A 14894-nucleotide genomic window follows, 5' to 3' on the forward strand; every position below is an offset into this window, starting at 1 on the left:
TGTGGCACGGATAAGTGCTGAAAGCATCTAAGCATGAAGCCCGCCTCAAGATGAGACTTCCCATCACTTCGAGTGAGTAAGACCCCTCAGAGACGATGAGGTTGATAGGTCCGAGGTGGAAGCGTGGCGACACGTGAAGCTGACGGATACTAATGGTTCGAGGACTTAACTAACTATTTCTGTTGGCGATGCCCATTGATGAAACGATTCTTATTTAGTTTTCAAGGTAGGAATAAAAACACTTGATTTTTTCCAAGAAACAATTATAATAGAGATTGTCGCTAAAAAAGTATTGTCCACCTAGACGGAAGAATTGATCCGTAACGGTCTGGCAGTTATAGCGGAGAGGTCACACCTGTTCCCATACCGAACACAGCAGTTAAGCTCTCCAGCGCCGATGGTAGTTGAGGCTTTGCCTCTGCAAGAGTAGGACGCCGCCAGGCACATTATTCAGAAAAAGCATCCCGAAAACACGGGGTGCTTTTTTGTATTGGCATAAACTTACATATGTGCTGTTTATTAAGCATTTCATCTGCTTCATTTCAAGCCGCTGGAGCAATTAATATAAAATGGTAAACTTATTTAACATAAAAAATAGATGTTTTGATTACCATTCATTTGTCTATTATATATAGAGAGACAAAAATTATTGGCATCGTTGCATATTTGTCGTATAATAAAAATATAGTCAAATATAGTCAAAGTCAACTAAAGTAAAATATGGATGACTCCGATAGAGGGGGAGGGTTCATGAGTAATATTTCGGATATTATTGAGGAGTACTTAAAACAAATTTTGCACGCAAAAGGAAAAAACATGATTGAAATTAAAAGAAGTGAAATTGCTGATCAATTCCAATGTGTTCCTTCACAAATAAATTATGTGATTAATACAAGGTTCACAGTGGAAAAGGGTTATATCATTGAAAGTAAGCGTGGAGGCGGAGGATATATTCGGATTTTTCGTGTAGAGCATCAACAGGCCTCCGATTTAATTGATGATATTATTAGCATGATCAGTCCGACTGTTTCTCAACAGGCTGCAGCAGATGTATTGCAGCGGTTACTGGATAAAGAAGTACTTACAGAACGTGAAAGTCGTATGATTTTAAGTGCTGTCGATCGGGATGTACTATCTGTTCCGTTACCAGTTAGAGATGAAATTAGGGCTCGTATATTAACTGCTATGCTTACGACATTAAAGTATTTTAAGTAAGGGGGAGTTAACATGGAGTGTCAGGAATGTCACAAGCGTCCAGCGTCTCTTCACTTTACACAAGTTGTAAACGGAAATAAAACGGAAATGCATGTGTGTGAAGTTTGCGCCAAAAAGAAGGGGTATATGAATTATCCAGAAGAGGGATATTCCCTTCATCATTTATTGTCGGGTTTATTCAACTTTGACAATCAACAGCTTGACGGTCATCAAGAGGATCCCTTTCAGAAAGTAGAGGAATTGCAATGTCAGAAATGTAAACTTACATTCAACCAATTTCAGCGCGTTGGCAAGTTTGGTTGTGCTTCTTGCTATGATACGTTCTCTGAAAAGCTTGATTCTATTTTTCGACGGGTTCACAGTGGGAATACGAAACATTATGGGAAGATACCCCGTCGTAAAGGTGGAGATCTACATACAAAAAAACAGTTGGAATCGTATCGAGATCAAATGCAACAATTAATTGAAAAAGAAGCCTTTGAAGATGCCGCGAAAGTGCGGGATAAAATAAAAGAATTAGAACGTCTGAATAAAAAAGCTGGTGATGACGAATGAGCTTGCAGGAGTTTATGAATGAAGCTATTAGTCCATGGATGCGTGTGGATGCGCCGGACAGTGATATCGTTTTAAGCAGTCGAATCCGGCTGGCCCGCAACTTAGAAACAACGATCTTCCCTACGATAGCTGAAGAAAAGGATCTAAAAGAGATTCGTCAGTTTTTTAAAACTGAATATGCACATAAGTCCTTTGAAAGTTATACGGATTTTGAATTTATATCTATTGAGGATTTAACACATATCGAAAAACGTGTCCTTGTGGAAAAACATTTAATCAGCCCGTATTTAGCAAAACAAGCAACTGCTGCAGGAGCAATCATATCAGGGAATGAACAGGTTTCTCTCATGATTAACGAAGAAGATCATATTCGCATACAACTCTATTATCCGGGTTTTCAATTAAAGCAAGCATTGGAAGAAGCATTTTTATTTGATGATTGGCTAGAGGAAAAGATAGATTATGCGTATGATGAAAATAAAGGGTATTTAACAAGCTGCCCGACCAACGTTGGAACTGGAATGCGTGCTTCCGTCATGATCCACTTACCTGCTCTTGTGCTTACAAAACAAATTAACCGTATGTTGCCGGCGATTAACCAGCTGGGATTTGTAGTAAGAGGAATTTATGGTGAGGGAAGTGAAGCTGTAGGGAACATCTTCCAAATTTCAAATCAAATTACACTAGGAAAATCGGAACATGATATTGTAGAGGATTTAAAAAGCGTGGTCGGCCAATTGATTGAACATGAGAGAACAGCAAGAAATAGATTAATGGAGCAATCAACGATCGGACTGGAAAATCGAATTTTTCGATCTTACGGGGTGTTGGAATACAGCCGTATTATTGAGTCGAAGGAGGCGGCAACCTGTTTATCTGACGTTCGATTGGGTATTGACTTAGGTATCATTAAAAATGTATCTCGAAATATTTTAAATGAATTAATGGTATTAACACAGCCGGGCTTTTTACAGCAATATGCGCAGAAAGTATTAAAGACAAGTGAACGGGATGTACTGCGGGCATCGTTAATCCGCGATCGCTTGCAGCTGGAAAAATAGAAGGAGGAACGGAATATGATGTTTGGACGCTTTACGGAAAGAGCACAAAAAGTATTAGCTTTATCGCAAGAAGAAGCTGTTAGGCTTGGACATAATAATATAGGTACGGAACATATATTACTTGGATTAGTTCGTGAAGGCGACGGAATAGCCGCTAAGGCATTACAAGCTCTTGGGTTGGAAATTAAAAAGATTCAAGAAGAAGTTGAAAATTTAATTGGAAAAGGCAAGCAACCGATGCAGACGATCCACTACACTCCGAGAGCAAAAAAGGTAGTGGAATTATCACAAGATGAAGCGAGAAAATTAGGTCATTCCTATGTGGGGACAGAACATATATTGCTAGGTCTTATTCGTGAGGGAGAAGGAGTAGCTGCACGTGTACTAAGTAATCTTGATATCAGTTTGAATAAGGCGAGACAGCAAGTACTCCAGCTGCTTGGAACGAATGAATCTCAGACGAATCGGCAAGGAAGAGGACAGTCAACAAGTGCCAATACACCAACATTGGACTCACTTGCTAAAGATTTAACAGCAAGTGTAAAAGAAGGAAGTATTGACCCGGTTATTGGACGTGATAAGGAAATTGAACGTATCATTCAAATCTTGAGCCGACGGACGAAAAATAATCCGGTATTGATTGGAGAGCCGGGAGTCGGTAAAACCGCTGTTGCGGAAGGATTGGCACACCAGATTATGAATAACGAAGTACCGGAAATTTTGCGTGATAAGCGCATTATGACATTAGATATGGGAACAGTTGTAGCAGGAACGAAATACCGCGGTGAGTTTGAAGACCGTCTGAAAAAAGTAATGGATGAAATTCGTCAAGCAGGCAATATTATATTATTCATTGATGAACTGCATACCCTCATTGGGGCAGGTGGAGCAGAAGGAGCCATTGATGCTTCGAATATATTAAAACCTTCATTATCACGCGGTGAACTGCAATGTATTGGTGCAACGACACTTGATGAATATCGTAAATATATCGAAAAGGATGCAGCGTTGGAGCGTAGGTTCCAGCCGATTCAAGTCGATGAACCTACGTTGGACGAAACAATTCAAATATTACAAGGGTTAAGAGATCGGTATGAAGCGCATCATCGGGTCACAATCACCGATGAAGCGATTGAAGCAGCTGTTCAGTTATCAAATCGATATATAACGGACCGGTTCCTCCCTGATAAGGCGATAGACTTGATGGATGAAGCAGGGTCTAAAGTACGATTAAAATCTTATACGATCCCACCAAATCTGAAAAAACTAGAAGAAAAATTGGAAGAAGTAAGAAAAGAAAAGGACTCGGCCGTCCAAGGTCAGGAGTTTGAAAAGGCAGCATCATTAAGAGATAACGAGCAACGGCTACGTGAAGAATTAGAAGAAACAAAAGACAAGTGGAAAGAAAGACAAGGGCAAGAAGATACCGAAGTCGCAATGGAGGATATCGCCAGTGTTGTTTCGACTTGGACGGGTGTACCGGTTTCCAAATTAACAAAAGATGAAAGTGATCGTTTGTTAAATATGGAGGAAATCTTGCATGATCGACTTATTGGCCAGACGGAGGCTGTCAATGCCGTATCCAAAGCGATCCGCAGAGCTCGTGCCGGTTTGAAAGATCCGAAGCGTCCAATTGGTTCATTCATTTTCCTTGGACCAACAGGCGTTGGGAAAACAGAATTAGCTCGTGCATTGGCGGAAGTGATGTTTGCCGACGAGGAAGCGATGATTCGTATCGATATGTCCGAGTATATGGAAAAACATGCAACATCTCGTTTGGTCGGCTCCCCTCCTGGGTATGTCGGGTATGAAGAAGGCGGTCAATTAACCGAAAAGGTTCGCCGTAAGCCTTATTCTGTTGTTCTACTGGATGAAGTGGAGAAAGCTCATCCGGAGGTCTTTAACATATTACTGCAAGTACTTGAGGACGGGCGTTTGACTGATTCAACTGGTCGCGTGGTTGATTTCCGCAATACCGTATTAATCATGACATCGAATGTTGGTGCCAGTGAATTAAAACGGAATCGGTATGTAGGCTTTAATTTGCAGGAGGAAGGCCAAGAACATTCGGAAATGAAATCGAAAGTTACGGAGGAAATGAAAAAGACGTTCCGTCCGGAGTTTTTGAACCGTATTGATGAAACAATTGTCTTCCACTCATTGGAGAAAAAGCATATGAAAGACATTGCAACTTTAATGCTGCAGCAATTACAGACGCGGTTAAAAGACCAAGAAATCGAATTTACCTTAACCGATCGAGCAGTGGAAAAAATAGTTGAAGATGGGTATGACCCAGAGTATGGTGCCCGACCACTAAGAAGATCCTTGCAAAAGAATGTAGAAGATTTACTGTCAGAGGAACTGTTAAAGGGAACAATTGACAAGGGAGTAAAAGTAAAAATTGGATTAAACAATAAAGGCGAATTTACTGTACTTTCATAAGCGTTAATTTACCTTTTTGGTCCGGATGAAACTGCACTGCTGTTTTCATCCGGATTTTTGCAAATTACCCTAGTTTGATTATGTCTACAGCACAAATTCATTTTTTTAAACATGCATCGCTTTTTTCCCGTATGATTTCCCTCAAATAAGGAAGTTTATCACCCTAAGTGTGTAAAAATAGTGGAATAATTTATTTGAAATGATAGGAAGTTGTAACCTAGTAAGCACATAAATGGTTTATAATAAGAATAGAGTGATAAAGTCTGCATCTTAGATTTATCTTTAACTGGAAGTTTGTGGAAGGGTCGGATCGGATTGGCTAAAAGGAAAACGAAATTTGTTTGTCAGGAATGCGGCTATGAATCTCCGAAATGGATGGGAAAGTGCCCAAGCTGCATGAATTGGAATACGTTAGTGGAAGAAATGGTTATTACCGGAACTAAAAACAGACACACAACGGGCATACAGGCTGCGAGATCTCCAGAAAGAATAACAGCCATACAGTCGGAAAAAGAACCAAGAGTAACGACATCGATGAAAGAGTTCAACCGTGTTCTTGGTGGTGGTATTGTGCCAGGTTCACTCGTTCTAATTGGGGGAGACCCCGGAATTGGTAAATCTACACTGTTATTACAAATCTCGGCACAGTTGGCGGATAAGGAATTGACGGTTCTTTATATTTCAGGGGAGGAATCGACCCAGCAGACAAAACTTCGTGCAGACCGTCTTGATATTCGCTCGGATCAGTTATTTGTTTTATCAGAAACAAATTTATTTGAGATTCGCCAGCAAATCGAACAATTAAAACCGAACTTTGTTGTTGTCGATTCCATTCAAACGATGTTTCGAGAGGAAATTACGAGTGCGCCCGGCAGTGTTTCCCAAGTAAGAGAATGTACGATGGAGTTAATGAAGCTTGCAAAATCATATAGTATTCCTATATTTATTGTTGGTCACGTAACAAAGGAGGGAGCAATTGCCGGACCTCGAATGCTGGAGCATATGGTAGATGCTGTTCTCTATTTTGAGGGAGAAAGACATCATACATATCGCATACTTCGCAGTGTAAAAAATCGATTTGGAAGCACAAATGAAATGGGTATATTTGAAATGAAGGAAGAAGGCTTGCGGGAAGTGTTGAACCCTTCGGAAATATTTTTGGAGGAACGTTCACAGGGAGCTGCGGGTTCTACTGTAGTGGCATCGATGGAAGGTACAAGGCCGGTTTTAGTTGAAATACAAGCATTGATTGCACCATCCAGTTTCGGAAACCCTAGAAGGATGTCGACGGGAATTGATGCGAATCGCGTACCGTTATTAATGGCTGTACTGGAGAAGCGTGTTGGTCTAATGCTCCAAAATCAAGATGCTTATATTAAGGTTGCAGGAGGCGTTAAGCTGGATGAACCGGCAATTGATTTGGCCATTGCTGTCAGCATTGCTTCAAGCTTTAGGGATCAGCCAACGAAACCAGAGGATATTTTTATTGGGGAAGTAGGTCTCACTGGGAAAGTACGGCGTGTTTCACGTATTGAACAACGTGTTACGGAGGCTGCAAAACTTGGTTTTAAACGGGTCATTTGTTCAAGTAATAATTTAGATGGATGGACAATACCGGAGAACATCCAAGTAATTGGGGTTGAAACTGTCCAAGAAGCATTGAATTTATCTGTTGATAAATAAGGTGTTAGTCATGGCAGCTTAACCGGTATGACAGCTTTTTTATAGGAAGATCATTTTACAAGGGTTTGACAACGATATGACAGTGTGCTAAAATTTTAGGTTTGCTAAATTGACTGTATTCGCATGCTGTGCTATTATTTATGTGAAATCATAGGGATATTTAACTTTTTATAGATTTTTGTATGTCGTTTTAATTTATGCTGGAATCGTTTTGAAAAACTAATTCAATTGGACGCCTAATTCTTACGGGGTTGATGATGAATGTAAGCCACCGGGAGATTCATTTTTAAAAAAATTGGTGTTAACAGCTATAATTTATACATTATTTGGATTATTTTTTTTGAAACGGGTAATAATAAAGACAAGGAGGTGTCAGTAGTGCTGAAAAAGATAGTGCATTTATTTTTTATTATAACTGGTGGTACAGTTGGGTATTTATATGTTCCCGACATTGTAAAACTATTGGATTTTACTGAATTAAATTGGGTAGCTTCTCCCTATCTAGGATCAGTGTTAGGAATTATTGTGTTGTTTCTTATGTCTTATTTATTGGCTGATTATATTGTCGGTTTTTTTAAATGGATTGAGGAAGCGCTTATTAAGGTTCCTGTAGGAGATTTGTTTTTTGGGAGTTTAGGTTTAATTCTTGGATTGTTTGTTGCGTATTTAATAAATATCCCTTTGAAAGATGTTAGCATTCAGGTTGTTTCGCAAGTTATTCCGCTCTTTATAACTATTATTTTAGGGTATTTAGGTTTTCAGGTCGGTTTTCGGCGCAGAGAGGAATTTGTCAGTCTGTTAAATGTGAACCGAAAGGAAAAATCCAAAAAGCGTACTGGTGAAACGGAAATTGAACAGGATGATGTCATTTATAAACCGAAAGCTAAAATATTGGATACGAGTGTTATAATTGACGGTCGGATTGCGGATATTTGTCAAACGAATTTTTTGGAAGGGCCGGTCGTAATCCCCCAATTTGTGTTGGGTGAATTACAGCATATAGCAGATTCATCGGATGTATTAAAACGCAATCGTGGTAGACGAGGGCTCGATATTTTAAATCGGATTCAGAAAGATTTACCGATTGAAGTAGAAATATATGAAGGTGATTTTGAAGAGATTCAAGAGGTGGACAGCAAGCTTATCAAGCTGGCAAAAAAGATTGACGGCATTGTCGTTACAAATGACTTTAATTTAAATAAAGTATGTGATTTTCAAGGAGTTCGCGTATTGAACATTAATGATCTGGCCAATGCAGTGAAGCCGGTTGTGCTTCCGGGAGAAGAATTAATGGTGCAGGTTATCAAGGACGGCAAAGAACAAAAGCAAGGTATTGCTTACTTGGATGATGGAACGATGATTGTTGTTGAAGAAGGTCGGGATTATATTGGCAAGAAAATAGAAGTTTTAATTACGAGTGTTTTGCAAACGTCGGCAGGCCGAATGATTTTTGCTAAACCAAAATTACTTGAAAAAGCGTTATAAAAAAGGTATAACTATGAAAGGCAGTTCACAGTAGCTTGTCAGAAGTTGCCTTAACTGTCTGAGATGAAATTATCGATTATACTTACGTGGTAAATGGATGCATCTCGGTACACATAGCAACGTCGCCTTTATTATTTACGTTATTCAAAATCCTTTTATACGTGTGCCAGAGGGATAAAAAAGTGATAACAATTGCTGTTATCGCTTTTTATTATCTGTTTTACTGTACATCCTTTATACTTAATTGTATCGTAGTCTTCATTCTATCATTTGAAGATAGACGCACGGAGAATATGAGAGAATCCCTTAAATCTGGGGGAGTTTCCTTTATGTAGACTTCTCATCAAATACAAGAGATTCCAAAAAGATTTTTATAATCATATTTTTTCAAAACGCTTGATGAAAAAGAGAGGGGAACAGGAATGACAATAGAGGTTCGAGTGAGATATGCGCCAAGTCCAACAGGTGATTTGCACATCGGTAATGCGCGTACGGCTTTATTCAATTATTTATATGCGAAACATTTTGATGGAAAATTTATAATTCGAACGGAAGATACAGATGCCAATAGAAATGTCGAGGGCGGAGAAGCAAGCCAGCTGACATTTTTGAAATGGCTAGGTATTGAATGGGATGAAGGTGCGGACATCGGTGGAGCGTATGGACCGTATCGCCAAATGGAGCGGCTCGATTTGTATCAAAAATATGTAGATGAATTACTGGAACGTGACCTAGCTTATGAATGTTATATGACAGCAGAAGAATTGGAACAAGAGCGTGAAGAGCAGCGAGCAAATGGACAAGTACCCAAATATTCCGGTGCACATGCCCATTTAACAGCCGAACAGAAAAAGGCGTTTCGTGAAGAAGGACGGAAACCAAGCATTCGTCTTCGGGTGCCGGCCAATCGCACGTATACGTTCCACGATCTTGTAAGAAGTAATATCTCATTTGAATCCAGTGATTTTGGCGATTGGGTTATCGTGAAAAAAGATGGCATTCCGACGTATAATTTTGCCGTTGCCATTGATGATCATCTCATGGAAATTACGCACGTACTGCGTGGCGAGGAGCATATTTCCAATACACCAAGGCAAATGATGATCTATGATGCATTTGGTTGGACGCCGCCAACATTCGGGCATATGACCCTTATTTTAAATGAAGATCGGAAAAAACTGAGTAAGCGAGACCAACATATTTTACAATTTATTGAGCAATATCGAGATTTAGGGTATTTACCAGAGGCACTTTTTAATTTTATAACGTTACTTGGCTGGTCGCCTGTTGGGGAGGAAGAGATTTTTAATAAAGAAAAGCTGATTGAAATTTTCGATCCGGAACGTTTATCCACATCAGCAGCAATCTTTGATGTGCAAAAGTTAAAATGGATGAATGGTGAATATATAAAAGCAGCGGATGTACAAACAGTAATTGATCTAGCGTTACCGCATTTAGTAAGAGCAGGAAAAGTAGCTGAAGATATGGATGCTACGACTCGGAAATGGGTGGAGGAAGTAATCGCACTCTACCATGCCCAATTACGCTACGGAGCGGAAATTGTCGATCTAACGGAGTTGTTTTTTAAGCGGGAAATTGATTATGACGAAGCTGCAAAAGAAGTGCTCGCTGGCGAGCAGGTGTTGGAAGTGTTACAAGTATTTACAGATAAATTGATTCATTTAGACGAGTTCAACAAAGATGAAATTAAACTGCAATTTAAAGCGACACAAAAAGAAACAAAGCACCGAGGTAAAAAGCTATTTATGCCTATACGGGTAGCGACAACCGGACAGACACATGGACCGGAGTTGCCAAAAGCGATAGAATTATTAGGGAAAGAAGTTATTCTCAATAGACTTGATCTTGTTTTAAGTGATCTTGAAGCAGAATGATTCACATACAGGAGATTGTGTAATATAGTGTTATTATGAAAAGTTATTCAAAAAGTCCGGTAAAATTTGTCGACGTAGCGCTTTTTACCTTCCCTTTTGAATACGGATTATAAATAATTGAACGTGGAAAAGGAAAAGTAAAATGCAACCAACTCATACAGAGAGAATCACCATCGGCTGAAAGTGATTTTTAGTTGCTGCTTTTGAAATGCCCCTTTGAGTCCATTATGGAAAAATGAGTACATAATGGCGGTTGCTCTACCGTTATAAGAGATGGAGTTGGGAGTATTGGTTTGTATCCATGCTCCAAACAGGGTGGAACCGCGTCAAAAGCGCCTCTGTGTATATTATGCACAGGGGCCTTTTTCGTAGGTCAGAAAGTTTGAAACTTAGTGCATCGCTGTCTAGCTTTGACGTACAAATGTATTCGGTGGGATGAAAGCATAGCTACAGTCCCAGGATGTTCTAGTGCAAATCTTTTCGATGGGGCGAGCATTTACGCACAGTCCCAGGACGTGGTGTTCTAAGCAGCCCCTCGAGGTCTTAAGCAATAAATCATCGTGACTAAAATCCGTCACTACGATTTCTTACTTAAGCCATGCCTGTGGATGCCCAGGGCGCTTGCGCTTTTCTTTATGTAAAAACATAAGATGAAACCGTAAATTGATTGATACTAGTCCCATCGTGGACTGTTAACTAGAGATCAATAATTGAAAAAAATATAAAGAGATAGAGGAGGCATATAGTCATGTTTAAACGGATGAAAGAAGATATGGATGTCGTATTTGAACAAGATCCTGCCGCACGCACTTATTTTGAAGTATTCCTAACCTATTCCGGCTTACACGCCGTATGGAGCCACCGTATTGCCCATGCATTTTATAAGCGTAAATGGTTCTTTCTTGCACGGATTATTTCTCAGTTGAGTCGATTTTTTACTGGTATCGAAATCCATCCCGGTGCAAAGATAGGCAGAAGATTTTTTATAGACCATGGGATGGGTGTTGTCATTGGAGAAACATGTGAAATTGGAAATAATGTTACAATTTATCAAGGAGTGACCCTTGGAGGCACCGGTCATGAAAAAGGAAAACGGCATCCTACACTAAAGGACAACGCGCTTGTTGCAACAGGTGCGAAGGTTCTTGGTTCTATAACTATTGGTGAAAATGCTAAAGTGGGCGGCGGGTCAGTCGTTCTGAACGATGTTCCTGATGATGCAACAGTAGTTGGTATACCCGGTCGGGTCGTCAAACATAAAGGGGAAAAGGTTCGACGGGGATTGGATCATCATAAATTGCCTGATCCCGTTAAGGATAGATGTAATCAATTGCAAACGGAAATCGATGAATTAAAGAAAGAGATCATGAAGCTGAAAGAAGGGAATTGAGTCCATGTCGATCACAATTTATAATACGATGACACGTAAGAAAGAAACGTTCACCCCGATTGTGGAAAATGAGGTAAGCATGTATGTTTGCGGACCGACGGTTTATAATTATATTCATATCGGAAACGCAAGACCCGCGATTGTTTTTGATACAGTACGGCGTTACTTTGAGTATAAAGGCTTTAGCGTAAAATATGTGCTTAATTTTACAGATGTGGATGATAAAATAATTGATGCCGCCAATAAGACGGGCGAGAAAGTAAGTGATTTGACGAACCGTTTTATTGATGCTTATTTGAAGGACGTTCAAGCATTAGGAGTGAAACCGGCAACGTATCATCCACGCGTCACCGATACAATGGACGAAATTATTACATTTATCGGCGGGCTTGTTGAAAAAGGGTATGCCTATGAAGTGGATGGCGATGTATATTTCAAGCCACGCATGTTTGATGAGTATGGAAAGCTTTCTGATCAATCTGTGGATGAACTCCGCTCCGGAGCGCGCATAAAAGTCGGTGAAAAGAAAACCGATCCGCTTGATTTCGCCTTATGGAAAGGTGCCAAACCGGATGAAATTGCATGGGATTCACCTTGGGGGAAAGGACGCCCTGGTTGGCATATTGAATGTTCAGCAATGGCAAAAAAATATTTGGGCGAGACGATCGACATTCATGCCGGAGGGCAAGATCTAGCATTCCCGCACCATGAGAACGAAATCGCGCAATCTGAGGCATTAAATGAACAACCTTTTGCTAATTATTGGATGCACAACGGGTACATGAATATTGATAATGAAAAAATGTCGAAATCATTGGGCAACTTTGTGTTGACAAAAGATTTAATTCAAATGCATGACCCGAAAGTAATTCGCTTTTTTATGTTAAGTGTACATTATCGCAATCCGATTAATTTCACGGATGAGTTGTTGCAAGGTGCGAAAAATAGCCTTGAACGGATCCAAACAACATACTTTAATTTGGAACATCGCAAGAAAACGAGCATGAATCTTGCCGGTAATGTAGATGGATGGCTCGAAAAGGTGGAAACGTTCAAGAACCAATTTGAAGCGGCTATGGACGATGATTTTAATACAGCAAATGCGATTTCTGTTTTATTTGAAGCTGCTAAAGAAGCAAACCTGTACTTAGAATCAAAGCAGACGGACGAGAAAGTGATCGGTGCTTTTCAACAAGTCATTACAGACTTACTCCGTGTATTAGGTATCCAAATGGACGAATTGGATGAATTGTTGGATGCTGATATCGATGCTTTAATTAAAGAACGAACTGCAGCCAGAAAAAATCGTGACTTTAAACGGGCGGATGAAATTCGTGATATGCTCCAGGAGAAAGATATTATTCTTGAAGATACGGACCAAGGGGTTCGCTGGAGAAGAGGCTGATTAATGACGACACTTGACCCAAAACAAATGAAGAGCTTAACGCTCGCTTATATCGGGGATGCTGTCTATGAATTGCACGTACGGCAATTTCTCATTCATTCCGGAGAGATTAAACCGAATGACTTACATCAAAAAGCGATAACTTTTGTATCTGCTGAGGCGCAAGCAAAAGTAGTTCGTCACTGGCTGGAAGAGCATTGGCTGACGGATGAAGAAAAAAATATTGTAAGAAGGGGGCGGAATGCCAAGTCTGCATCTGCCCCAAAAAACACATCAATCCAAACGTACCGCCTTAGCACAGGGTTTGAAGCGTTGATTGGCTATCACTATGTGGCGAAAAATGAACAACGATTAAATGAATTGTTGTCGGAGTCGACACGTTTTATTACGATACAAAAACGGTTATGACTTATAAGGAAGGAATGTAGAAAATGGATGAAGAAGAGCTTATTATTGGGAAAAATCCCGTTCTGGAGGCGCTTAAATCAGGCAGATCTGTAAATAAAGTAATGCTTTCCGATCAATTAAATGATAAAGCGGCATATCAATTTGTACAAGCTTGCAAACAAGCAAATACATTTATGCAAAAAGTACCGCGAAAGAAGCTTGATCAAGTTACGAATGGAAATCACCAAGGAGTTGCGGCGTATGTCGCATCTTATCAATATGCAACAATGGATGATTTATTCGCACATGCTGAACAAAAGAAAGAAGCTCCATTCTTTGTTATATTGGATGAGTTGGAAGACCCGCATAATTTAGGGTCTATTTTACGTACGGCTGATGCAACTGGTGTGCATGGCATCATTATCCCGAAGCGCCGTTCGGTTGGGTTGACGGCAACAGTCGCAAAGACGGCATCCGGAGCTCTAGAACATATACCGGTAACGAGAGTGACTAACATTTCCAATACGATTGAAACGTTAAAAAAGCAGCATGTATGGGTTGTTGGTACAGAAGGAAATGCAACAGAAGATTATCGCACGCTTGACGGAAATATACCGATTGCCCTCGTTGTAGGGAATGAAGGCAAAGGGATGAGCCGGCTCGTAAAGGAAAAATGTGACTGGACGGTTAGTTTGCCAATGAAGGGGAGTATTTCTTCTTTAAATGCGTCAGTTGCTTGCAGCTTGCTGCTGTATGAAGTGTTTAGAAAAAGAAACCCATTGGGAGAATCTCCATGAATATTTTATTAGTAGATGGCTATAATGTCATCGGTGCGTGGCAGGAACTCCAAGCGATAAAACAAACAGATATGGAACAGGCAAGAGATCGACTCATCGATTTGATGGCGGAATATAAGGCATTTACTGGAATACGGGTAATTATCGTTTTTGATGCTTATTATGTTAGTGGTAAAGAAAGTACAATGAATATTCATCATGTCGAAGTGATTTTTACAAAGGAGAAAGAAACGGCGGATGAGTGTATTGAAAAGCTTATAAAATCATTGAAAAACATTAAAAACCAAGTATACGTAGCAACATCGGATTACGCGGAGCAACGGACGATTTTCAGCCAGGGTGCTTTACGAATATCGGCTAGAGAACTGCTTATCGAGCTGAAACAAATTCAGAACAGTATCGAAAAAAAGGTTGTAAAAGAGCAAAACAAGAAGCCCCAATCCAAAATTATCCTAAATAAACAAACGATGGAGTTATTTGAGAAGTGGCGAAGGGGCAAGATTTAAGTAAAACGCTGTCGGCTGTGCGGCTCTTTTTTTGTCAAAAAAGAGGTTTAATTGGCGGTATGCCGAATTATAT

12 protein-coding genes, 2 rRNA genes and 1 other annotated feature are annotated in these 14894 nt (G+C 40.0%); all 14 genes read left to right on the top strand.

What is annotated here, in order from left to right; all coding sequences use genetic code 11:
* Positions 1-173: ribosomal RNA gene (locus ACLIBG_RS08605) — 23S ribosomal RNA — on the top strand; the annotation flags it as partial.
* 154 nt (positions 174-327) lie between these two features.
* A 5S ribosomal RNA gene (gene rrf, locus ACLIBG_RS08610) occupies positions 328-443 on the top strand.
* Positions 444-750: 307 nt separating this feature from the next.
* Positions 751-1215 (top strand): CtsR family transcriptional regulator, encoded by a 465-nt coding sequence (locus tag ACLIBG_RS08615; RefSeq protein ID WP_439312359.1) that lies wholly within the window; start codon positions 751-753, stop codon positions 1213-1215.
* 12 nt (positions 1216-1227) lie between these two features.
* On the top strand, positions 1228-1770 hold the full coding sequence (locus ACLIBG_RS08620) for a UvrB/UvrC motif-containing protein (protein ID WP_439312360.1): 543 nt from the start codon (positions 1228-1230) through the stop codon (positions 1768-1770).
* A complete protein-coding gene (locus ACLIBG_RS08625; protein ID WP_439312361.1) occupies positions 1767-2831 on the top strand; it encodes a protein arginine kinase in 1065 nt (354 codons plus the stop codon). Before ACLIBG_RS08620 ends, ACLIBG_RS08625 begins: the two co-directional genes overlap by 4 nt.
* A gap of 15 nt (positions 2832-2846) precedes the next feature.
* Complete coding sequence (clpC, locus tag ACLIBG_RS08630) at positions 2847-5273, top strand: ATP-dependent protease ATP-binding subunit ClpC (RefSeq protein ID WP_439312362.1); 2427 nt, start codon at positions 2847-2849, stop codon at positions 5271-5273.
* Between the two features lie 315 nt (positions 5274-5588).
* A complete protein-coding gene (gene radA, locus ACLIBG_RS08635; RefSeq protein ID WP_439312363.1) occupies positions 5589-6956 on the top strand; it encodes a DNA repair protein RadA in 1368 nt (455 codons plus the stop codon).
* A gap of 378 nt (positions 6957-7334) precedes the next feature.
* Positions 7335-8441, top strand: a complete 1107-nt coding sequence (locus tag ACLIBG_RS08640; protein ID WP_439312364.1) for a PIN/TRAM domain-containing protein — start codon at positions 7335-7337, stop codon at positions 8439-8441.
* Positions 8442-8863: 422 nt separating this feature from the next.
* Positions 8864-10336, top strand: coding sequence for a glutamate--tRNA ligase (gltX, locus tag ACLIBG_RS08645; protein WP_439312365.1), 1473 nt, complete (start codon positions 8864-8866; stop codon positions 10334-10336).
* 115 nt (positions 10337-10451) lie between these two features.
* Positions 10452-10679 (top strand) — a binding site (T-box leader).
* Positions 10680-11084: 405 nt separating this feature from the next.
* Positions 11085-11726, top strand: coding sequence for a serine O-acetyltransferase (gene cysE, locus ACLIBG_RS08650; RefSeq protein WP_439312366.1), 642 nt, complete (start codon positions 11085-11087; stop codon positions 11724-11726).
* A gap of 4 nt (positions 11727-11730) precedes the next feature.
* The gene (gene cysS / locus ACLIBG_RS08655) at positions 11731-13131 is read left to right on the top strand and encodes a cysteine--tRNA ligase (protein ID WP_439312367.1); all 1401 of its coding nucleotides are present in this window, start codon (positions 11731-11733) and stop codon (positions 13129-13131) included.
* Between the two features lie 3 nt (positions 13132-13134).
* A complete protein-coding gene (locus ACLIBG_RS08660; protein WP_439312368.1) occupies positions 13135-13539 on the top strand; it encodes a Mini-ribonuclease 3 in 405 nt (134 codons plus the stop codon).
* Positions 13540-13562: 23 nt separating this feature from the next.
* Complete coding sequence (rlmB, locus tag ACLIBG_RS08665) at positions 13563-14315, top strand: 23S rRNA (guanosine(2251)-2'-O)-methyltransferase RlmB (protein ID WP_439312369.1); 753 nt, start codon at positions 13563-13565, stop codon at positions 14313-14315.
* Positions 14312-14821: an NYN domain-containing protein gene (locus ACLIBG_RS08670; RefSeq protein WP_439312370.1), complete on the top strand. Its 510-nt coding sequence runs from the start codon at positions 14312-14314 to the stop codon at positions 14819-14821. Before rlmB ends, ACLIBG_RS08670 begins: the two co-directional genes overlap by 4 nt.
* Positions 14822-14894 lie beyond the last annotated feature (73 nt).

The sequence above is a fragment of the Virgibacillus sp. W0181 genome (assembly GCF_051846915.1).
GTDB lineage: Bacteria > Bacillota > Bacilli > Bacillales > Amphibacillaceae > JBPYCR01.